Below are 21,007 nucleotides of genomic sequence, written 5' to 3' on the forward strand. Positions count from 1 at the left end.
AAATGTGATGTTAAAAACTGTTCAGCTATCAAATGGAGAAACGATTGCTTATCGTAAACGCCAAGGGGGGGAACGTGCTTTATTACTAATTCATGGTAATATGACATCCTCCAAGCATTGGGACGTTCTAATCGATGCATTGGATGAAAAATATACAATTTATGCGATGGATTTACGAGGCTTTGGTGGTTCATCTTATCATAAACCGATTTCCGCGATTAAAGATTTTAGTGATGATGTAAAGCTTTTTGTGGACGCTATTCAATTAAAACAGTTTGACATGATTGGCTGGTCAACGGGCGGGGCTGTATGTATGCAGTTTGTCACTCAGTATCCAGGCTATTGTCAGCAGCTTATTTTACTAGCTTCGGCATCTACGAGAGGCTATCCATTTTACACGGATTTAGGTACAGGCAATCAAACAGCATTAAAGAGGGCATTTGCCTATGAAGAGGTACTCGTCGATACATCTAAAACAAAATTAGTACAAGGCTTCTACGATTCGAAAAATGTGCAGGGCTTACAGTCCGTCTGGAACGCACTTATTTACACTCATAATCAGCCTAGCGCAGCACACTATCAGACATATGTGGATGATATGCTGACGCAACGAAATTTAGCTGAAGTTTATCATGCATTAAATGTCTTCAATATAAGTGCTGTTGACAATGAAGTCGCCAAAGGCACTCATGAGGCACAACAGATTACCATTCCAATTTTAGTATTAAGAGGCGATCGCGATTACGTCATAACAGAAGGAATGAATGACGAAACAATGCTCGATTTAGGTGCTAATGCACAATTCGTCAGCTTAAAAGACTGCGGCCACTCCCCATTAATTGACGATTTACCACAGCTTACAACTGAAATTGAAGCATTTTTAGAAATTGGAGGAAAAAATTATGCGTTTAAACAATAAAGTTGCCATTATTACAGGAGCTGCGAACGGGATTGGCTATGCTGCTGCTGAAAGATTTATTGAAGAGGGGGCATTCGTTGTCATTGCAGACTTTAATGAGGAAGCGGGTGTTTCAGCTGCCGAGCAATTAGGGGATCAGGCATTATTTGTGCAAGTAAACGTTGCGGATAGAGAGAGCGTCAAGAAGCTAGTGGCAACGGTTATAGAGCGAGAAGGCCGAATCGATATTTTAATAAACAATGCTGGTATTACACGTGACGCGATGCTAACAAAAATGACAGAGGATCAGTTTCAACAAGTGCTTGATGTGAATTTGACTGGAGTGTTTCATTGTACACAAGAGGTAATCCCACATATGGTTGCTGCCGGCGGGGGCAAAATTATTAATACATCTTCTGTCAGTGGTGTCTATGGAAATGTTGGTCAAACGAATTACGCTGCCACAAAGGCCGCTATTGTCGGCATGACCAAAACATGGGCGAAGGAATTGGGTCGCAAAGGTATCAACGTGAATGCGGTGGCACCTGGCTTTACAGAAACAGATATGGTGAAAAAAATGCCAGAAAATGTGCTAGCACAAATGCGTTCAGTCGTCCCACTGCAAAGATTAGGAACACCTAGGGATATTGCCAATGCTTATTTATTTTTAGCATCTGATGAGGCTTCTTATGTCCACGGTCACACGCTTCATGTGGATGGAGCAATTATGATGTGATAAGGAGGCTTTCAAGATGTTTGTAGAGCAATCCTGGATTTTAAAACGTGCATCGCTAACACCTAAACGACTAGCATTGGTGAACCTAGAAACTAAGGAGCAGTGGACTTATCAGCAGTTAACAGAGGAAATTGCAAAATGGAGTCATTTTTTTGAGCGCCAAAACTTGCAGGCTGGGAGTCGTGTAGCCGTATTTGCGAAAAATCATATACAGCTTTTTGCTGTTTTATTCGCCTGCGGATTAAGAGGACTTATCTACGTGCCATTAAATTGGCGTATGAGTACGAAGGAATTAAATGATATTTTGATAGATGCTACGCCTTCTTTACTGCTTTACGATGAAGAGATGAATTGCCCTTTATCTTTCGAAAATATGAATTCTCTTCGTTTAGTTAATGAAGGAACAGTTCTCAGCATTCGAGAAGTAGATCTTAATGATCCTTGGTTAATGATTTATACAGGTGGCACAACTGGCAAGGCAAAGGGCGTTGTACTATCCTTTAATTCTGTGAATTGGAACGCCATTAATACAATTATTAGCTGGGGTTTGAATGATAGTGATTGTACGTTAAATTATATGCCGTTGTTTCATACAGGAGGTTTGAATGCCTTATGTATACCGCTACTAATGGCTGGCGGTACAGTTGTAATTGGTGATAAGTTTGAGGCAGAAAACGCTCTTAAGGCGATTAATCAGTACAAGACAACGATATCGCTTTTTGTGCCAACAATGTACCAAGCGATGATAGCGACGGATTACTTTAAGAACAGTAGCTTCCCTTCAGTGAAAGTTTTTTTATCAGGGGGCGCACCATGCCCGTATCCAATATATGATGCTTTTTATAAGAAGGGGCTATTTTTTAAAGAGGGCTATGGCTTAACAGAAGCGGGGCCAAATAATTTTTATATTTCTCCAGAGGCAGCCTATTTGAAAAAAGGGGCCGTCGGAAAGAGCATGCAATTCAATGAAGCTAAAATTATCAATAGTGCAGGAGAAAGCTGTGCGCCAAACGAAGTGGGAGAGCTATTGGTTAGAGGAAAGCATATGTTTCGGTTTTACTGGAATAATCAGCAGGAGACTGAAAAAATCATTCATGATGGGTGGTTAAAAACCGGCGATTTAGCCCTAATGGATGAGGATGGTGACTTTTATATTGTCGGTCGCAGTAAAGAGATGATTATTTCTGGTGGTGAAAATGTTTATCCTCAGGAAGTAGAGCAATGTATTTTGCGCCATCAGTTAGTGCAAGAAGTTGCGGTAATTGGAGTAGCAGATGATTATTGGGGAGAAATCGTGGCAGCGGTTATCGTTTGTCAGGGTAAGCAAGATACTATATTAGAAGAAATCAAAGAAATCTGTAGCAAACATCTAGGGCGCTACAAAATTCCAAAAAAGATTATGTTCATCGATGAATTGCCAAAAACAAGTGTCGGGAAAATTGATAAAAAAGCATTACAAATATATGCGAAAGCTGCGAATTAAGCCATTTCGTCCTGGCATAATGATAGCAAACGCTTCAGAAAACGAAGAAAAAACGCTTGGATATCCAGGCGTTTTTCGGTTTTATAAATGAAATGCTTTCTTAATATTCAAAGCAACTTCTTCTGCACTCAAGTTGGTGTTATTAATCTTTATATAGTTTGCATAATTTATTTCGCCCTCTATAGAATTTAATCTGTATTTTTCCATCGAGCTTTTCAAGTCTTTTTCAGACCATTCAATATCTCTTTTTGAAGGTTTATGTTCAAGTCGATTACTACTTTTATTTCGTTCCAGCCTTTCCACTACATCAGCTTCCAGCTCTACAAAGTAGACAGTACCTCCTCTGGATTCAAAAAGCTTAGCGAGATCGTCCACATAATCCCAATCCTCCTGTATATTAAAAGCCCAGACAAAAGTAAAAATTAAACCATACAAATTACTTTTCGATACCTCTTCAAATATTTCCTGGCGAAACAAATTAACTAATTTTTTCCCTTCAGTCGTACTATAACTAAAAAAATGACTAACTAAATCGATCGTCATATGGTTATGAAAAAGTTTCAAATCTGTTATTTTAGCTAATTCCTGTCCAACAGTCATTTTCCCCACTGCTTGAGGACCAAATATTAAAACAAGTTCCATACTCTCTCTCCTTTTCTAAAGATATATTACCATGAATTTCAAACTAATCCAAAAAATGAAGGTTTTTTAGTTCGCGAACGAGAGTTGGTGACATTTTGTTAAAACATATGTCATGAGTATAGGTTGATTGGAGTGAAGACTGGACGACTCCAGGAAGCTTTGCTCTGCGCGAAAGCAAAGTGTCAGCGAAATGTTTAAACTGTGCGAAAGCGAAGCGTCAGCAACAAATGTTTTCTGTAGCGAAAGCAAAGCGACAGCTACAAAGCGCCCAGTCGGAACGGAAATCAACCTTACATTGCGAATTTACCGTTTTTCCTAATGCTAAAACACCCTATATTGATTAAAAATGTTAATTTATTGATAATGTATTGAAACTATTTATAGAATAATGTTTAATAAACTTGGCTTATATTTTATACATAATATTCCTAATAAGTGTGAGAAAGGAGAGATTAATTTTTGCGCAGAAAAATAAGTACAAAATTTAATTTACTTTTAGTGGGAGTCATCATATTTTTAAGCGTTATGATTGGATTTGTTTCTCATATACAAGTGAAACAAATTATGCGTAACAATTTTGAGCTAAGCATAACCCATATTTCAAAGGTCGGTTATATGCTACTAGAAGAACGATTTAAGGGAGATTGGTCTATAAAAAATGGGGAACTTTTTAAAGGGGATACAAAAATAGTTAATCAGGAAGCCTTTGTAGATGAGGTAGGAGAAAGCATCGATGGCGGCGTAACCATTTTCCAAGGCTCTAAAGGACTTATCACCAACCTAAAGCTAAATGGAGAACGTTTAGTGGGCAAAGATGCTGATCCAAAAGTCGTTGAAAATGTAATGAAAAAAGGGGAAACCTTTATAGGTGAAGCAGATGTAGTAGGAACGAAGTATTTAACACTTTATGCACCCATTAAAGATGCAAATGGAGACATCATTGGGATGTGGTTTGTCGGTGAAACGATAGATGGGGTTAATGCTATTATTTTTGCATTTATCGGTAAGCTTCTCATTGTATTGTTCATCGGAGCAGTCATTGCTGTACTAGGTAGCTTCCTGTTCACAAGAGCATTTGTGAAACCGCTTCGAGAAATAAATATTCAACTACATGACATTGCGGATGGAGAAGGAGATTTAACAAAACAGCTACAAATTAACTCCAGGGATGAAGCAGGTGAGCTTGCGCAATCCTTTAATAAAATGCTGTCAAGCTTAAAAGTATTAATGCAACAAATAGCCCAATCCTCTAAACAGGTTGATGTATCCTCTGATGGTTTAACAACTAAATCGCAGCAAACAGCGGATATGACAAGACAGCTAACATCAACATTAGAAGATTTAGCGGATGGTTCAAAAACAACATTACATAGCACAAGTGATAGCTTAACTGCTATGCAGGAAATGGCGATTGGTATCCAACAAGTTGCTGAAACCGCTTCAACTGTTTCAGATGCTGCAGATTCAATGAGTGATGAGGCTGCTCAAGGAAATGACTCTTTGAACCGTGTATTGAATCAAATGACAATTATTAATGAATCATCTGGCAATGTAGAGGCGCAGGTCCGTATATTAGGTGATCAGTCACAGCAAATTGGCAATATCGTCGATGTTATTACAAGCATCGCAGATCAAACGAATTTGCTAGCTTTAAATGCAGCAATTGAAGCGGCTCGTGCTGGCGAACAAGGGAAAGGCTTTGCTGTTGTTGCAGACGAGGTTCGCAAATTAGCAGAACAATCAAAGGAATCTGCAGATCAAATAGCATCACTAATTCATTCAATTCAAAATGATACAGCCAATGTAATTTCGGCTATTTCAAGTAACTCGAAGGAAGCAGCATCGGGTATGGATGTTGTAGATGATACAAAGCTAGCCTTCCACAAGATCATGCTGTCGATTAAAGGGGTTAGTACACAGTTGCATGACATCTCTACTGTAACGGAGCAAATGTCTGCAAGTGTTGAAGAAGTTACTGCCTCAACAGAAGCAATGGCTCGCATTGCAAGCAAGGCAACAGAAAGTACGGAACAAGTAACGTTAACAGCTAAGGAGCAATTAGCCTTCATAGACAATATGGCTTCTTCAGCAAAAGAGATGGCACAACAGGCAGACGAGTTGCAAGGCTTAATAAAAAAATTCCAATATTAAAGGATGTTGTTTAAGGTACAAACAAGTATACAAAAGGAAAGTGAATATTTTTAGATACAATTGAATAGAGGTGCGATATAAAGGGAAAATCTCTGTTTATCGTTACTTTTAAAAAATAGTTGTGCTAATTGATATTTATTTTTTCACAAAGGTTCCCATAATACGAACATATCAGTAAAATAGAGTAGGTTAGGGGGACTTTATTTTGAAAGATCAACGCTTTAAAATTGCGCATCGAGAGGCGCTTATCGGTATCGGGCTTGTTATCGTTAACTTTGCGATTTGGTTTGGATTTGCCTATGGACTAGGCTCTGGTGATCCAACAAGCTATAAGTATGTATTCGGTTTCCCTGCATGGTTTTTCTATAGCTGTATTGCAGGGACAGGCTTTATGATTATTTTAATCTGGGTCGTCATGAAACTCTTTTTCAAAGAGGTACCATTTGACGATGAGGAGGTGGATCAATAATGCATTGGCAAGTTATTTTTCCACTGCTATTATTTTTAGTCATCATCTTTGGTATTGGTATCTGGTCAAATAAGCATATACGCTCTTCCAATTCATTTTTACAGGAATACTTCCTAGGTGGTCGTGAAATGGGAGGCTTCATCCTAGCTATGACAATGATCGCTACGTACGGAAGCGCAAGTAGCTTTATTGGTGGTCCAGGTATTGCTTATACGAAAGGGCTTGGCTGGGTATTACTTGCGATGGCTCAGCTTCCTGCAGGTTATTTTGTTTTGATGATTTTAGGGAAGAAATTTGCTATTATCGCAAGACGTTATCAAGCCATCACGTTAATAGACTTTTTACGAGAACGCTATAAGAGTCATGCTATAGTCATCCTATCAGCCATTAGTATTATCATCTTTTTATTTTCTGCAATGATGGCACAATGGGTAGGTGGTGCTCGTTTAATTGAATCATTAACAGGCTTAAACTACACAACTGCACTCTTTATTTTTGCAATCTCCGTATTAGTTTATGTAATTATTGGTGGCTTCCGCGCTGTTGCATTGACGGATACAGTGCAGGGCTCAATTATGATTATCGGAACAATTATTTTATTAATTGGGACAATCATCGCTGGTGGAGGAATCGATAATATTATGGCTTCACTTGTCGCTGAGAATCCGAATCTAGTGTCTCCATTTGGAGCAGAAGGTGAATTAACGCCATTATACGTTTCTACATTTTGGATTTTGATAGGTGTCGGAGTTGTGGGGCTACCACAAATCGCAGTTCGTGCAATGAGCTATAAAGATTCAAAAAGCATGCACTTAGCCATCATCATTGGCACCATTGCCATTGGGACAATCATGTTTGGGATGCATCTAATTGGTGTTTTAGCACGACCAGTGATGCCAGGTATTGAAATTGGCGATAAAGTAATGCCGCTGCTGACATTAAAGGTTTTACCGCCATTTTTAGCAGGTGTTGTCTTAGCAGCACCAATGGCAGCAACGATGTCTACAGTGAATGCACTACTGATGCTTGTTAGCTCGACAGTAGTAAAAGATATTTATTTAAATTATATAAAGCCAACAGCTAATGATACGGAAATCAAGCGTGCAAGCTTTATTGTTACAGCAGTGATCGGTTTAGCAGTAATCGTTTTTGCACTAAATCCACCAGATTTATTAGTATGGCTTAATTTATTTGCTTTTGGCGGACTTGAGTCAGTCTTTATTTGGACCGTCGTATTAGGACTATATTGGAAAAAGGCCAACAAATATGGTGCGATTGCGTCAATGATTTCGGGTATGACCTTATATATCATCATTGATCGTTTTTATCCTTCTGTCTTTGGCATGCATACCGTTACAATTCCAATTGTCGCTTCCTTTTTCATTTTCGTTATTGTTAGCTTATTAACAAGTCATAAATTTAAAAATGAAAAATTATTTATCTAATTAATAAAACGCCGTAGAGCTAGAAATCTACGGCGTTTTATATTGTAGACAATAAGAGATGGATAGAACGTTTGAAATGGTGGATAGAACCGAGTAGAGCCTCCGGAGCGACGGAAAGAATTACTGAAGCGACGGAAAGAATCCCTGAAGAGACTGATAGTCGCCTGGAAGTAACAGCTAGGATTCTTGATGTGGCGGGAAGAAAATGATGGATAGAACCTCTGGAGCGACGGATAGGATCACTGAAGCGACGGAAAGAACTACCGAAAAGATGGATAGAACGTTCAAAGTCGTGGATAGAACCTTCGAAAAGATGGATAGAACGTCCAAAGTCGTGGATAGAACGTCCAAAGTCGTGGATAGAATCTCTGAATTGATGGATAGAACGTTCAAAGCGACGGAAGAACCCTCGAAATGACGGATAGACCCTACCGAGCGGCGGAAAGAATCACTCAACCGACGGAAGAACCCCCGAAGCGACGGATACACCTCCCAATATGAAGGAAAGAACACCCAAAGAAAGCAAAAACGCCGTAGAGCTAAGAATCTACGGCGTTTTTTTAATGATGAACGATGTAATCATACGCATTTTTAGTTAACAAAGTAATCGTTACGAAAATAAACAATACGCGGACAAAGCCGCTACCTTTTTTAATCGCCATACGTGAGCCTACGAGTGCACCTGCAATTTGAGCGATACCCATTAGTAAACCATAGACATAATGAATCTGACCTAAGTAGGCGAACATTAAAAGACCCGCTAAATTACTTGCTAAGTTTAAAAATTTGGCATTTCCTGCCGCCTTTAAAAAATCGAAGCCGACTAATAAAAAGCTAAAAATTAAAAATGAGCCAGTTCCTGGGCCAAGAAACCCATCATAAAACCCGATGCTAAATAACAACAGCATGAATAGAACTAAGTGCGTAAACTTTAAATTTTTGACTGCAGCTACTGAACCCCAATCTTTTTTAAAGATTGTATAGACTGCAACGGCTGCGAGCATTATGAGCATAAGTGGTTTTAGTAATTCAGGATTGATTAAATGCACAGTCCAAGCTCCGAAAAGTGATCCCACAAAGGCTAATGGAAAGTACTTGATAACCGAACGAATTTCTAGCTGACCGGAACGATAAAAGGAAATAGTTGATGTCAATGATCCCATTGTACCGGCAAGTTTATTGGTCGCTACGGCCGCCGCTGGATTTAAACCAGCAAACATAAGGGCAGGTAATGAAATTAAGCCACCACCTCCAACGACTGCGTCCACAAAGGCGGCTAAAAATCCAAAAGATATTAATAATATAACTACATTTAAATCTACTTCAAATAGCATGCTTACACCTCTTTAGATAGTTACTACTGAAATAGTAACTAAATTTTGCGAAACTGTAAAGACTAATTTTTTTCGTTGGCTTATCTTCATGGCCTTAACTTATAATAGAGGTAATGGAGGGATTCGATGGAATTATTAATCGCCCAATTAAAAGAACTGGGATTCACAGAATATGAAGCAAAGGCCTATACTGCACTCGTCCAAAAAAGTCATGTGAGTGCCTATCAAGTAAGTAAAAATTCCGGCATCCCACGTGCAAGAATATACGACATACTTGATGTACTTGTTGAAAAAGGGTTAGTACTGAAAGAAGAAACGGCAGATCAAACGACATACTCTTCCATTCCTGTCACTGTGTTTTTACAACAAATTCAGCAACGTTGGCAATCGAATTTTACGTCGATTAGTGATCAATTAGAAAAATTAGAGATAAAAGAGCAGGAAGCGGAGCATAAGGTTGTCACGCTAAAAGGGAAAGAGGCAATCGTCAATTATTGTCAGTCATTATTAAAACAAGCGCAGGAAAAAGTTATATTATCGATGTGGGAAGATATGTATGAAGAATTGCGAGAAGATATACATGAGGTCGCGAAGCATATCCCTGTTCATGGAATTACCTTGTATGTGGAGGACCATTTAGCTTCCATTGATCAACACCGTATCACTCGCTATACGAGGAATGCGTCTACACCTCATTGGTTTATATTATCGATAGATGGCAAGCAAATGATTTATGGTCACTCTCCGGCAAATCAAGAAACGGCTTTTATTACAAATGATCCTGTTCATATTTATTTATTAGAGGATTATATATGGCACGACGTACTTATCAATCGACTGTTAAAGCGCGATGATACTGTGCTTGAGGAATGGATTACTAAAGAACGTAAAGCATTTTTCTTAGAATGAAAGTATTGAAAAAGAATCTGCAAGCCTTCATGTACATTACAGAGGGCAAGCAGATTCTTTATTGTTAAATATTAATAAAATACTTTATCAACATTGTATTTAGCGCGGAATGAATTGATCGCGTACGTTTCATAAATTTCACGTTCCATTGGATCTTCCACTTCATACACTTCAATTTTGAAAACTTCATCACGATGATTTTTCATCGGTGATACATTGTCCTCAAAATGCTTTTTAATACGTTGGCGAATTTTACGTGCTTTACCGACAAATAATAATTCGTTCTCTTCATTGTAGAATAAGAAAATACCACCGTTTTCACGTGTGATTTTATGGAAATCAATAAAACCATGGTACGGTGTGATAGGTACATCACCTGGTTTTAAATCTTGTTCGCGTTGGCGAATTACTAAATCTGGTTTTGGAAATTCAATTTTAATCAAACTATTCACGTTCCTCTCTGTTACTAAAGGTATATGTTAACATAATTACAGCATGTTTACCATAGAATAAACATAGTTCGCTTCACAATTAGTGTTTAACAAATTACATAATGACATGCATGATTAATAACAAAATATTCTATGTATTATTGATATTCTTAATTGTTCATGTTACAATTCATTTTAATTAAATAATCTTATCATGAGAAGTTGAGGGATTTGGCCCGTTGACGCTTCAGCAACCTCTAACGAAAGTTAGAAAGGTGCTAATTCCAGCAAAGGATTTGTCCTTTGAGAGATAAGAGTGAACGTGGAAAAATCCTTCTCATTCTATCTCATATGGAATGAGGGGGATTTTTTAATTTTATCGTTTGATATTTGAGCTTTGCGCAGGGCCCGTGCATTGATCTTAAGGCACTAATTGATTCTAACAGAGAAAAATTATTGAGAGGGGAATGCAAGATGCCAATTAATATTCCGAAAAACTTACCAGCTGGAGAACATTTACGAGAGGAAAAAATCTTCGTTATGGAAGAGGATAGAGCAAAAACTCAACAAATTCGTCCGTTAAATATATTAATTTTAAACTTAATGCCAGAAAAAGAAAAAACAGAACTACAATTACTGCGTTTATTGGGGAATACACCTTTACAAGTAAATATTACATTTTTAAATACGGCTACACATGAATCGAAAAATGTCAGTAAATCACATTTACAGTTATTTTACACGACATTCAATCAAATTCGTCATCGCCGCTATGACGGCATGATTATTACGGGTGCACCAGTAGAAAAAATGGCATTTGAAGAAGTGAACTACTGGCAGGAAATTTCAGAAATTATGGATTGGTCCAAAACAAACGTAACTTCGATTTTACATATATGTTGGGGTGCACAGGCAGCGTTATACCATCATTACGGCATCGGTAAAATTGGGCTTCCTGCTAAATGCTCGGGTGTGTATTCTCACGTCATTACGGATTTAACAGTGGATTTAGTTCGTGGCTTTAGTGATTTATTTACGGCACCACATTCACGTTATACATCCGTATCAATTGAAGAAGTACTTAGCCATCCTGATTTACGATTACTTTCTTATTCAGAAGATGCTGGCGTTTTCATTGTGCAATCTAAGGATAATAAAAACATTATGATTACTGGCCATCTTGAATATGATGCGTCAACTTTAGCTGATGAGTATAGTCGTGATGTTGCGAAAGGATTAGATATTGATGTACCGGTGAATTACTTCCCACATGATAACCCATCAAATGAACCGATTAATTCATGGCGTGCACATACACATTTATTATTCTCGAATTGGTTGAACTACTATGTTTACCAAGAAACACCATACGAATGGGATTTCGTTGATGAGATTGAATATCATATTTAACACTGTAGCAATTAAAAAAATGATGACCTTGATATTTCAGGGTCATCATTTTTAACATTATGCTGTCTAATTTTCTGATGAATTTTTATTTCTATCACTGCTTGGAGTATTGCCGGTATCGCTATCACTCTGTGAAGGATTTTCGATATTGCTACTACTTGCACTTTGAGTAGCATTCCCAGCATTGCTACTATTTTCATTTTGAGTAGCATTCCCGGTATTATTACTACTTTCATTTTGAGTGGTATTACCGGCATTGCTACTACTATCACTTTGGGTAGAATTATCGTTATTACCACAACTTTCATTTTGTGTAGCATTCCCGTCATTGTTGCTACTATCACTTTGAGTAGAATTATCGTTATTACTAGTACTTACGTTTTGAGAAGCATTTCCGCCATTACTGCTATTAGAACTCTGTGTAGATTTACTGTTATTACTTTCACTTTGCGTGGCATTTCCAGCATTGCTACTGCTATCACTTTGCGAAGAATTACCGTTATTATTGCTACCTGTACCTTGTGTAGCATTTCCGCCATTACTGCTACTAGAACTCTGTGTAGAATTACCGTGATTACTTTCACTTTGCGTGGCATTTCCAGCATTGCTACTGCTATCACTTTGCGAAGAATTACCGTAATTATTGCTACCTGTACCTTGTGTAGCATTTCCGCCATTACTGCTACTAGAACTCTGTGTAGAATTACCGTGATTACTTTCACTTTGCGTGGCATTTCCAGCATTGCTACTGCTATCACTTTGCGAAGAATTACCGTTATTATTGCTACCTGTACCTTGTGTAGCATTTCCGCCATTACTGCTACTAGAACTCTGTGTAGAATTACCGTTATTACTTTCACTTTGCGTAGCATTTCCAGCATTGTTACTGCTATCATTCTGCGAAGAATTACCGTTATTATTGCTACCTGCACCTTGTGTAGCATTTCCGGGATTGCTACTATCACTTTGAGAAGCATTATCGTTATTACTAGTACTTACGTTTTGAGAAGCATTTCCGCCATTACTGCTACTAGAACGCTGTGTAGAATTACCGTTATTACTTTCACTTTGCGTAGCATTTCCAGCATTGTTACTGCTATCATTCTGCGAAGAATTACCGTTATTATTGCTACCTGTACCTTGTGTAGCATTTCCGCCATTACTGCTACTAGAACTCTGTGTAGAATTACCGTTATTACTTTCACTTTGCGTGGCATTTCCAGCATTGTTACTGCTATCACTCTGCGAAGAATTACCGTTATTATTGCTACCTGCACCTTGTGTAGCATTTCCAGGATTGCTACTATCACTTTGAGAAGAATTATCGTTATTACTAGTACTTACGTTTTGAGAAGCATTTCCGCCATTACTGCTATTAGAACTCTGTGTAGAATTACCGTTATTACTTTCACTTTGTGTGGCATTTCCAGTATTGCTACTGCTATCACTCTGCGAAGAATTACCGTTATTATTGCTACCTGTACCTTGTGTAGCATTACCGCCATTACTGCTACTAGCACTCTGGGCTGAATTACCGTTATTATTACCATTTTCATTCTGTGTACTACAATTACTTTGTGTATTATTTCCTTGATTACCGTTAATTTTGCGAATTTTCGCGACAAGTAGTAAAACTAATGGTAGTAAGATTGCGAAAAAAAAGGAAAAAATAGGCCAGGTTTCTCTATTGTAAATATCTGAATGAATGATATTAGGATGAACAATTTGTGAAAGTCCAAGGATAATCATTCCGAATGGAAAAATGAGCGGTCGATGATTTTTAATTTTACATATTTGCGCGATGCCGATGACTCCAGCGTAAAAAAACATAAAAGTTTTAATATAAATTGATATTAACCACATGGCTGCCATAATAACTTCAATACGCTGCAAAAAACGCCCGATTGAAATTCTTTGGGCTAATGAATAGCTAGGAAATGTCCTAGAAGCAGTATTGGCCGGACCTAGGACAAGGATAGCCAGTGTGATGATAGCAATTAAGACAATCCCTCCAAGAATTGTGCCAATGTAAAAACCTTTTTGTGCTGATTCATGGACGTTAACAGTAGAAGGAAAAATCATTAATAATATGACAAGTGGGAATGAAAAAATACTCATTAATCGAATAATACTAAAGAATAATGATTTTGCTGGTGCTTCCATTATTGGCTGTAGATTTTCCATTTGGACGGATGGTGAAATACAAATTACAAAAAAAATAAAAATTAAAATAAACATGGCGAATAGTATTTCTGCAGAACGGGCAAAAACTTCAATTCCTAGAAATGCTGCATAAATAATGATAATACTGAACAGAAAAGCAAAGGCCATCATAGGTGTTTCTGGCATAATTGCTGTTTTCATAAATATCCCAATGAAATATAATAATTCACCGGCAGAAAGCAAGGATAGAATAATAAAGCCAATCGAAGTTATTTTTCCGAAAAAGCGACCTAATATCTTTTCATTAGCCTCTACAAATGTAAGGGTAGGTGTCCGTTTTCCTAGAGTAACGAAAAGCTTTATTAAGAGTAAACTTAATACGACACTAATGATCGCTACAATCCAGGCATCTTGTTTCGCTTCTTTTGTTACACTAGCAGGGCTAATTAAAATAGCTGTCCCAATTGAAGAGAGAAGGGTAATGATCATAAATTGTCTTGAGCTAATTATTTCTTTTTCCATATGAACACTACCCCTTTTTCTTAAAAGTTCCTTATTATTTAGTCAGGGAGACAATTAAATCTTTATTTGGTGAAAAAATAAAAGTTAGCAAGTCTAGTGGGCTCGGAATTTCGATTTTTATAATGTACCGGAGATTAACAAAAAATCGGAATAATAACAAAAAGACCCACTTCTCTTAACACCTCAAAGGCTATCTCCGTGATGAGTGCCTCGACTATGGCAGGGAAGGGAACCCCTTCTCGTTGAGATGCTCACTTATAAGCATAGGAGTTGGTACTATGCTGCTAACTTTCTGGAGACTCTTTATTTTTATCACTGTTTGGAGTATTGCCGGTATCGCTATCATTCTGAGTAGTATCGCTTGAAGCGTAATCACTTTTGCTCGGTGAAGGATTGTCGTTATTGCTGCTATTATCACTTTGAGTAGAATTATCGTTATTGCTGCTACTTTCACCTTGTGTAGCATTTCCGACATTGTTGCTACTATCACTTTGAGTAGAATTATCGTTATTGCTGCTATTTTCATTTTGAGTAGCATTTCCGGCATTGCTACTACTTGCATTTTGAGTAGAATTAACGTTATTACTATTACTTACATTGTGTGTAGTATTATCGCCATTGTTACTACTATTACTCTGTGAAGAATTATCGTTATTATTGCTACCTGTACCTTGAGTAGCATTACCGTTATTACTATCATTTTCATTCTGTGTACTACAATTACTTTGTGTATTATTTCCTTGATTACCGTTAATTTTGCGAATCTTCGCGACAATTAATAAAACTAATGGTAATAAAACCATGACAACGAGGGAAAATATAGGCCATGTGTCTCTATTGTAAATATCTGAATGAATGATACTAGGATGAACAATTTGTGAAAGTCCAAGGATAATCATTCCGAGTGGAAAAATGAGCGGTCGATGATTGTTAATTTTACATATTTGTGCGATGCCGACGACAGCAGCGTAAAAGTACATAAAAGTTCTAATATAAATTGATATAATCCACATGGTTGCCATAATAACTTCAATACGCTGCAAAAAATTCCCGATTGAAATTCTTTGAGCTAATGAATAGCTTGGAAATGTCCTAGAAGCTGTATTTGCCGGACCTAGGACAAGGATACACAGTGTAATGATAGTAATTAAGACAATCCCTCCAATCATTGAGCCAATGTAAAAACCTTTTTGTGCAGATTTTTGGACGTTAACTGCGGAAGGGAAAATCATTAATAACATGACAAGTGGGAATGAAAAAAGACTTATAAATCGGATCATACTAAAAAATATTGATTCTTTTGGCGTTTCCATTATTGGCTGTAAATTTTCAATCTTGATGGATGGTGAAATAAAAATTACAAAGAAAATAAAAATTAAAATAAATATAGGAAATAGTATTTCTGCAGAACGGGCAAAAACTTCAATTCCGAGAAATGCAGCATAAATAATGATAATACTGAACAGAAATGCAAAGGCCGTCGTAGGTGTTTCTGGCATAATTTCCGTTTTCATAAAAATTCCAATGAAATATAATAATTCACCTGCAGAAAGAAGGGCTATCAGAATAAAGCCAATAGAAGTAAATTTTCCGAAAAAACGACCTAGTATCTTTTCATTAGCCTCTACAAATGTAAGGGTAGGTGTTGTATTTCCGAAAGCAACGAAAAGCTTTATTACGGGTAAACTTAAAACGACACCAAAGATAGCTGCAATCCATGCATCTTGCTTTGCTTCGATTGTTACACTAGCAGGGAGAATTAAAATGGCTGTCCCAATTGAAAAGAGAAGGGTAATGATCATAAACTGTCTTGAACTAATTATTTCTTTTCCCATATGAACGCTACCCCTTTCTCTTAACATAAAGTTCCTTATTATTTTGTCAGGGAGACGATTAAATCTTTAATAGGTGAAAAAATAAAGGTAATCAAATCAAGTGGGCTTGGAATTTTGATTCTTAATGAGACCCCAATATTTAATGCAACGCCGATCAATAAAAAAATCGAAAAAATAACAATCGTTTTCGTTTCTTTATTTTTTTTTAATTTTGGGATGAAGACAAAGGCAATAACAACTGAAATTATTAGTATGAATATCGTCATAATCATGGCTTATTCTCCCTTCGACTTACTCACTAATGAGTTTTCCATCGTTCCTACTCCTTGTGTGCTGACATGTACTTCAACTTTCACTGGTAGCTCTTGAAATATCGTTAGCCAGTCTTTTTTGATTTTTTTCCACTCTTTAGGATTTGTACGATGAAGTTCTTCACCAAAACCAAAAATATCGACCCTGTAATTTTGCTGAACTGAACGGATTGTTTCTTCAATTCGTTTTTTAATAACTTCTTCTGTTTTTTTATTTATGAAGTGAATCGATTTTTCTTTCGTAAGGTCTATTTTACATAGAACTTCCCCAACATTTTGGTTAACATCTATAAGAACTTCGATTTTGGGAGCACCATGTTCAAATTTACCTTTTATTTTCGTCTTTGAGTGCGTAATCTCTGTTGCTAACGTATCTCCCTTAGGGCAAGCAATAATTTCAATTGTACTTTGTATTTTGTCCCTTAAAAAACCTAGGCTTCTACTTTCATCTTCCGTTAAAAGCCCAATGAGTTTACCTTTTTTAAAAACAGCTAAGCCAGCGTACTTCAATATCACAGAAGCCTTCGATTTTTTAACATTCGTTTGATCCATGCCAACATTTTTATTCCCTTTTATTTCAATGGCAGAAATGACTACACTTGTTGTTTTATTATTTATAGTATTGATTAATTCATCAATTTTAATGGATTCGGTTGTACCCCATGTTTTCTCTGACGTTTTAAGAGAATTTAGTAATTTATTAGCTGGTACTTTTTCGATTGGTGTTAATACATTTAAAACTTCATCGGCAGTCGCTTCATGGGCAACGATAACATCGAAATCATTTCTGAATTCATGATCTCTTGAAATTAAATCTAACGTTTCGTTTATTCCTTCTTTTGCCAATTCGTCACCGAGCACAACTATTTGAAGATGAGAAAAATAAAGTTTTCTAGCTGTTTCTGTAGTCATTTTTCTAATGGCCTCAAAGACCGTCGCACCTGTTGAATGATAGGTAATAACGGGTGATCGTCCTGAAGAAGGCTGTTTTGAGGAAATTTCACCAGGATCCACAACCTGAACAGTTATTTCAAATTCATCATCAACTTTATCTATACCTAATGCTGCGACAATCGCTAATTCATTGAGTTCACGCTTACTCCAGCAACCACTTAAAAGCAACGTAAGAATCATTAGTAAACATATTGCCTTAAATTTTGACATCGTTCATTCCTCGTTTACACATTCGATTGATTCCTTTTTTTCGAATTAATATATTTATGACCCCTGACAGTATTTTTTTGACTAATTAAGCGTGGTCGAGTCAATAAAGCTCTACGAGGGAACAACACTAGTGCGTCTTTTTGATCTTGTAGAATCAATGGGCCGAATGGACTTAAATATGGAACACCGAAAGACCGTATGCTGCATAAGTGTAGGACGATAATCATAAGGCCAAACATTAAACCAAACAATCCAAGTATTGAAGCTAAAATCATTAATGGGAAACGAAGAGCACGAACGGTATTCGATAAGCCATAAGCAGGGAACAGGAAGCTACAAATGGCTGTTAATGCCACAATAATAACCATTACGGCTGATACAACTCCAGCCTCTACGGCAGCTTGACCGATCACTAATGTTCCAACAATGGATACTGCTGGTCCAATGGTTCTTGGCATTCGAAGACCTGCTTCTCGTAACACCTCGAATGCAACCTCCATAATGAGTGCCTCGACTATGGCAGGGAAGGGGACTCCTTCTCGTTGAGATGCAACACTTATAAGCATAGGAGTTGGTAGCATTTCTTGATGGAAAGTGGTGATAGCTACATAAAGCGATGGTGCCACCAAAGCTAGACTAATTCCGAAAAACCTCAATAGGCGTACAAGAGTACTAATCATCCAATGCTGATAATAATCTTCAGCAGATTGTAAAAAGGATGTAAATAGAGCTGGCACAACTAGGACAAACGGTGAACCGTCCACTAGAATTGCAATTTTTCCGTCTAATATTTCACCAGCAATAACATCCGGTCGTTCAGAATTATAAACTGTAGGGAATATCGTGTGTTTAGAGTCTTGAATAAAATCTTCAATGTAGCCGCTTTCTAAAATACCATCAATATTAATACGATCTAATCGGGAAAGAACCTCTGCTACTATTTTGTCATTCGCAATGTCATTTAAATACATAACAGCAACATCTGTTTTTGTTACTTCACCGACAATACGGGACTTGATCCAGAGATTCGGACTTTTAATTTTCCGACGGATCAGAGCCGTATTCGTGCGCAATGTTTCCGTAAAGGCTTCCCTTGGACCTCTAATAACCGACTCTGTTGAAGGTTCCATAATAGCCCTATCTTTTGCACCTTTTGTGCTTGTCACGATACCAGTTGAAGATTCATCTAATAAAATGACCGTATCACCATTCAAAATCGAATTGTACAGAGTTGAAAAATTGAAAATATCATTAACATCGCCGACTGTTAAACAAGAATCTCTTAAATAGGGAATAATCTTGTCTGTTTCTGTCTCATGACTTGCCTCAATTTCAAGCATTAGTTTATCAATTACAGATTCAGAAATGCTTATCTTATCGGTTAAGCCATCTACATAAATAATCGCGAAAGCATATTTTTCAGCTTTTCCAACGGTAATTTCTCGTATGATAAGGTCATCACTATTCCCGAGTGCGTTTTTAATTATCTTCAAATTTTGAGAAAGAGAACTATACAGTTCGTCGTGGTTTTGGGAGGTATCAGTAATTTTAGAAATAGACATTTTCATTCCTCCTCAAGATTTACATAACTATAGAATGTACAATTTTGAGAGAAGATAAACCAAGGTTGGAATTGAATTCAATTAACTTCTTTCAGCGGGTGGGTTTCCAAACAACCGCCGAAAGAAGTTAAAGCCTCCGGCGGATGTCACGGAATCGGAAAGGAGTTCTTTGTGCAAGCACAAAGCCGATTCTGGACACAATTATGCCGAGGCATAATTGATAAAAAAAACAGTGTTCCCTTCGTATAAACGAAAGGAAACACTGCTTTATTTTTTATACTCATATTTTAATTCGTCATTTGTAGCATCCACATCTACATATAAACTATGATCATTGAAAAACCATAAATCTTTTTCATCTATATAGTAGGTAACATCGTCAATAACTGTCTTTACACCAATGTTGATTGGTTCTTCCCGTGTCATACCAAGAGAAAAGCCTTCGTGAAAAGGATTGGAACCACCGTATCTTGCATAAAAACGAATAGTATCTCCGGATTCTACTTCCATCTCATTTATAAACCATTGTAGGGCTTCATCTGTTAGTACGATATTCATTAGAATGCTCCTTTCTTTGTTACAGCCATTTTACCTTTGGTTCGGTACCGTTTTTAATGCGTGCAATATTTGCGCGGTGACGGTATATGATAAAGGTAAATAAACAAGCTACTAAAATGCCTAACGCGAAGTCGCCTGTAACAAAATAATAAACGATTGAATAAATAAGTGCTACTAAAGCGGCAATCATGGAAGTTAAACTTACAATCTTCGTTATTTTTAATGTTACAATAAAAGCAATAAATAGTAAGACAAATAGAGGCCATGAATATCCTAAGAGAACTCCTGCTGATGTTGCTACCGCTTTCCCTCCGCGGAAACCCGCAAAGATCGGGAACATATGACCGATTACGGCTACTAGTCCAAGTATTAGCGAGTGGATAGAGACATCAGAGAATATAGGAAGAGCTACGAGTAAAACGGCTGCTGTACCTTTTAAGACATCCATAATCGTTACGACTATTCCTGCTTTTTTTCCTAAAATACGAAAAGTATTTGTCGCACCTAGATTACCACTTCCATGTTGACGAATATCAGTTTTATAAAAAATTTTGCCTATCCATAACCCAGAAGGGATCGAGCCGATTAGATAAGCACATAAAATAATAAGTCCATTTAGCATATTTGGACTCCTTTCATTCATTGATTATTACTTGGTACTAATAATATGTATTAATAATTCTACACTTTTTCTCTATAATCTACAATGTCATGAAGGAGATTTCTTAGTGTATCTTGAATTCATTACAAAAGATAACTATTTTACAAGGATTTTTAGATGTATTTGAATGTAGGTTAGTCTTTTTGACATGATTCATGTAGTCAGCATGAAAGCTCTTTCTAAAAATATAGGTAAAATGGCAATTTTGTCAATCACCCATTCCTTTGGTAGAATAGAAGTCTATCTTTAATTTCTAGAGTAAGCTAGTATGAATCTTCTTTAGACAGAAGAAACCCATCTATTACTGTACCTGTATATTTTTC

Annotated in this window: 20 protein-coding genes, 1 pseudogene and 1 riboswitch; of the genes and pseudogenes, 10 read left to right on the plus strand and 11 right to left on the minus strand. The window is 37.1% G+C overall.

Features of this window, described 5'->3' with window-relative positions; all coding sequences use genetic code 11:
* Positions 1–7 precede the first annotated feature (7 nt).
* The 3 genes from phaZ to ACZ11_RS07995 are packed head-to-tail and all read left to right on the plus strand — an operon-like array spanning position 8 to position 3,117.
* On the plus strand, positions 8–919 hold the full coding sequence (gene phaZ, locus ACZ11_RS07985) for an intracellular short-chain-length polyhydroxyalkanoate depolymerase (protein WP_049665130.1): 912 nt from the start codon (positions 8–10) through the stop codon (positions 917–919).
* Positions 903–1,634: a 3-oxoacyl-ACP reductase FabG gene (fabG, locus tag ACZ11_RS07990; protein WP_049665132.1), complete on the plus strand. Its 732-nt coding sequence runs from the start codon at positions 903–905 to the stop codon at positions 1,632–1,634. Before phaZ ends, fabG begins: the two co-directional genes overlap by 17 nt.
* A gap of 16 nt (positions 1,635–1,650) precedes the next feature.
* Positions 1,651–3,117 carry a class I adenylate-forming enzyme family protein gene (locus tag ACZ11_RS07995; RefSeq protein WP_049665135.1) on the plus strand — a complete coding sequence of 489 codons (1,467 nt, stop codon included), beginning with the start codon at positions 1,651–1,653 and terminating at the stop codon, positions 3,115–3,117.
* Positions 3,118–3,198: 81 nt separating this feature from the next.
* On the opposite strand, the gene ACZ11_RS08000 is transcribed toward ACZ11_RS07995, so the two are convergent.
* Entirely contained in the window at positions 3,199–3,759 is a 561-nt protein-coding gene (locus ACZ11_RS08000; protein WP_049665138.1) for an AAA family ATPase, read from the minus strand.
* A gap of 190 nt (positions 3,760–3,949) precedes the next feature.
* Here ACZ11_RS08000 and ACZ11_RS27230 point away from each other — a divergent pair, with 190 nt between their 5' ends.
* The 5 genes from ACZ11_RS27230 (at position 3,950) to ACZ11_RS08020 (ending at position 8,242) form a co-directional block, all read left to right on the plus strand.
* Positions 3,950–4,078, plus strand: coding sequence for a hypothetical protein (locus ACZ11_RS27230; protein ID WP_269079315.1), 129 nt, complete (start codon positions 3,950–3,952; stop codon positions 4,076–4,078).
* A 140-nt stretch (positions 4,079–4,218) separates the two neighbouring features.
* Positions 4,219–5,910, plus strand: coding sequence for a methyl-accepting chemotaxis protein (locus ACZ11_RS08005; RefSeq protein ID WP_049665140.1), 1,692 nt, complete (start codon positions 4,219–4,221; stop codon positions 5,908–5,910).
* 205 nt (positions 5,911–6,115) lie between these two features.
* Positions 6,116–6,379 carry a YhdT family protein gene (locus ACZ11_RS08010; RefSeq protein WP_049665143.1) on the plus strand — a complete coding sequence of 88 codons (264 nt, stop codon included), beginning with the start codon at positions 6,116–6,118 and terminating at the stop codon, positions 6,377–6,379.
* Positions 6,379–7,824, plus strand: a complete 1,446-nt coding sequence (gene panF / locus ACZ11_RS08015) for a sodium/pantothenate symporter (RefSeq protein WP_049665146.1) — start codon at positions 6,379–6,381, stop codon at positions 7,822–7,824. The genes ACZ11_RS08010 and panF overlap by 1 nt, the downstream gene beginning before the upstream one ends.
* A gap of 205 nt (positions 7,825–8,029) precedes the next feature.
* Entirely contained in the window at positions 8,030–8,242 is a 213-nt protein-coding gene (locus ACZ11_RS08020; RefSeq protein ID WP_134008403.1) for a methyl-accepting chemotaxis domain-containing protein, read from the plus strand.
* A 142-nt stretch (positions 8,243–8,384) separates the two neighbouring features.
* On the opposite strand, the gene ACZ11_RS08025 is transcribed toward ACZ11_RS08020, so the two are convergent.
* A complete protein-coding gene (locus tag ACZ11_RS08025; protein ID WP_049665149.1) occupies positions 8,385–9,158 on the minus strand; it encodes a TSUP family transporter in 774 nt (257 codons plus the stop codon).
* Positions 9,159–9,284: 126 nt separating this feature from the next.
* Between ACZ11_RS08025 and ACZ11_RS08030 the strand changes: the two genes are divergently transcribed.
* Complete coding sequence (locus ACZ11_RS08030) at positions 9,285–10,067, plus strand: TrmB family transcriptional regulator (RefSeq protein ID WP_049665151.1); 783 nt, start codon at positions 9,285–9,287, stop codon at positions 10,065–10,067.
* A 71-nt stretch (positions 10,068–10,138) separates the two neighbouring features.
* On the opposite strand, the gene ACZ11_RS08035 is transcribed toward ACZ11_RS08030, so the two are convergent.
* Positions 10,139–10,510: a nucleotide excision repair endonuclease gene (locus ACZ11_RS08035; protein WP_049665153.1), complete on the minus strand. Its 372-nt coding sequence runs from the start codon at positions 10,508–10,510 to the stop codon at positions 10,139–10,141.
* A gap of 194 nt (positions 10,511–10,704) precedes the next feature.
* Positions 10,705–10,815: riboswitch (SAM riboswitch) on the plus strand.
* A 157-nt stretch (positions 10,816–10,972) separates the two neighbouring features.
* On the opposite strand from ACZ11_RS08035, the gene metA reads away from it, so the two are divergent.
* On the plus strand, positions 10,973–11,908 hold the full coding sequence (gene metA, locus ACZ11_RS08040; RefSeq protein ID WP_049665155.1) for a homoserine O-acetyltransferase MetA: 936 nt from the start codon (positions 10,973–10,975) through the stop codon (positions 11,906–11,908).
* Between the two features lie 66 nt (positions 11,909–11,974).
* On the opposite strand, the gene ACZ11_RS25075 is transcribed toward metA, so the two are convergent.
* The 8 genes and pseudogenes from ACZ11_RS25075 to plsY form a co-directional block, all read right to left on the minus strand.
* Entirely contained in the window at positions 11,975–14,593 is a 2,619-nt protein-coding gene (locus ACZ11_RS25075; protein WP_082172719.1) for an endospore germination permease, read from the minus strand.
* Between the two features lie 161 nt (positions 14,594–14,754).
* Positions 14,755–14,873: pseudogene (locus ACZ11_RS27480) on the minus strand (spore germination protein); the annotation flags it as partial.
* Between the two features lie 4 nt (positions 14,874–14,877).
* Positions 14,878–16,428, minus strand: a complete 1,551-nt coding sequence (locus tag ACZ11_RS08050) for a GerAB/ArcD/ProY family transporter (protein WP_082172720.1) — start codon at positions 16,426–16,428, stop codon at positions 14,878–14,880.
* A gap of 38 nt (positions 16,429–16,466) precedes the next feature.
* A complete protein-coding gene (locus ACZ11_RS08055; protein ID WP_049665156.1) occupies positions 16,467–16,700 on the minus strand; it encodes a hypothetical protein in 234 nt (77 codons plus the stop codon).
* A gap of 3 nt (positions 16,701–16,703) precedes the next feature.
* Positions 16,704–17,903, minus strand: coding sequence for a Ger(x)C family spore germination protein (locus ACZ11_RS08060; RefSeq protein ID WP_049665158.1), 1,200 nt, complete (start codon positions 17,901–17,903; stop codon positions 16,704–16,706).
* 14 nt (positions 17,904–17,917) lie between these two features.
* Positions 17,918–19,465 carry a spore germination protein gene (locus ACZ11_RS08065; protein WP_049665160.1) on the minus strand — a complete coding sequence of 516 codons (1,548 nt, stop codon included), beginning with the start codon at positions 19,463–19,465 and terminating at the stop codon, positions 17,918–17,920.
* Between the two features lie 267 nt (positions 19,466–19,732).
* A complete protein-coding gene (locus tag ACZ11_RS08070; RefSeq protein ID WP_049665161.1) occupies positions 19,733–20,023 on the minus strand; it encodes a HesB/YadR/YfhF family protein in 291 nt (96 codons plus the stop codon).
* Between the two features lie 19 nt (positions 20,024–20,042).
* The gene (gene plsY / locus ACZ11_RS08075; RefSeq protein WP_049665163.1) at positions 20,043–20,645 is read right to left on the minus strand and encodes a glycerol-3-phosphate 1-O-acyltransferase PlsY; all 603 of its coding nucleotides are present in this window, start codon (positions 20,643–20,645) and stop codon (positions 20,043–20,045) included.
* Between the last annotated feature and the right edge of the window lie 362 nt (positions 20,646–21,007).

The sequence above is a fragment of the Lysinibacillus xylanilyticus genome (genome assembly GCF_001183605.1).
GTDB classification, from domain to species: Bacteria; Bacillota; Bacilli; order Bacillales_A; family Planococcaceae; genus Lysinibacillus; species Lysinibacillus xylanilyticus.

Excerpts from the sequence above, each read along its gene's own strand:
- fabG (WP_049665132.1), top strand. The coding sequence starts at position 903 with ATGCGTTTAAACAATAAAGTTGCCATTATTACAGGAGCTGCGAACGGG.
- ACZ11_RS08020 (WP_134008403.1), top strand. The coding sequence starts at position 8,030 with ATGATGGATAGAACCTCTGGAGCGACGGATAGGATCACTGAAGCGACG.
- metA (WP_049665155.1), top strand. The coding sequence starts at position 10,973 with ATGCCAATTAATATTCCGAAAAACTTACCAGCTGGAGAACATTTACGA.
- ACZ11_RS08055 (WP_049665156.1), bottom strand. The coding sequence starts at position 16,700 with ATGATTATGACGATATTCATACTAATAATTTCAGTTGTTATTGCCTTT.
- ACZ11_RS08070 (WP_049665161.1), bottom strand. The coding sequence starts at position 20,023 with ATGAATATCGTACTAACAGATGAAGCCCTACAATGGTTTATAAATGAG.
- ACZ11_RS08000 (WP_049665138.1), bottom strand. The coding sequence starts at position 3,759 with ATGGAACTTGTTTTAATATTTGGTCCTCAAGCAGTGGGGAAAATGACT.
- ACZ11_RS27230 (WP_269079315.1), top strand. The coding sequence starts at position 3,950 with ATGTTTAAACTGTGCGAAAGCGAAGCGTCAGCAACAAATGTTTTCTGT.
- ACZ11_RS08030 (WP_049665151.1), top strand. The coding sequence starts at position 9,285 with ATGGAATTATTAATCGCCCAATTAAAAGAACTGGGATTCACAGAATAT.
- ACZ11_RS07995 (WP_049665135.1), top strand. The coding sequence starts at position 1,651 with ATGTTTGTAGAGCAATCCTGGATTTTAAAACGTGCATCGCTAACACCT.
- phaZ (WP_049665130.1), top strand. The coding sequence starts at position 8 with ATGTTAAAAACTGTTCAGCTATCAAATGGAGAAACGATTGCTTATCGT.
- ACZ11_RS08025 (WP_049665149.1), bottom strand. The coding sequence starts at position 9,158 with ATGCTATTTGAAGTAGATTTAAATGTAGTTATATTATTAATATCTTTT.
- ACZ11_RS08050 (WP_082172720.1), bottom strand. The coding sequence starts at position 16,428 with ATGGGAAAAGAAATAATTAGTTCAAGACAGTTTATGATCATTACCCTT.
- ACZ11_RS25075 (WP_082172719.1), bottom strand. The coding sequence starts at position 14,593 with ATGGAAAAAGAAATAATTAGCTCAAGACAATTTATGATCATTACCCTT.
- ACZ11_RS08060 (WP_049665158.1), bottom strand. The coding sequence starts at position 17,903 with ATGTCAAAATTTAAGGCAATATGTTTACTAATGATTCTTACGTTGCTT.
- panF (WP_049665146.1), top strand. The coding sequence starts at position 6,379 with ATGCATTGGCAAGTTATTTTTCCACTGCTATTATTTTTAGTCATCATC.
- plsY (WP_049665163.1), bottom strand. The coding sequence starts at position 20,645 with ATGCTAAATGGACTTATTATTTTATGTGCTTATCTAATCGGCTCGATC.
- ACZ11_RS08065 (WP_049665160.1), bottom strand. The coding sequence starts at position 19,465 with ATGTCTATTTCTAAAATTACTGATACCTCCCAAAACCACGACGAACTG.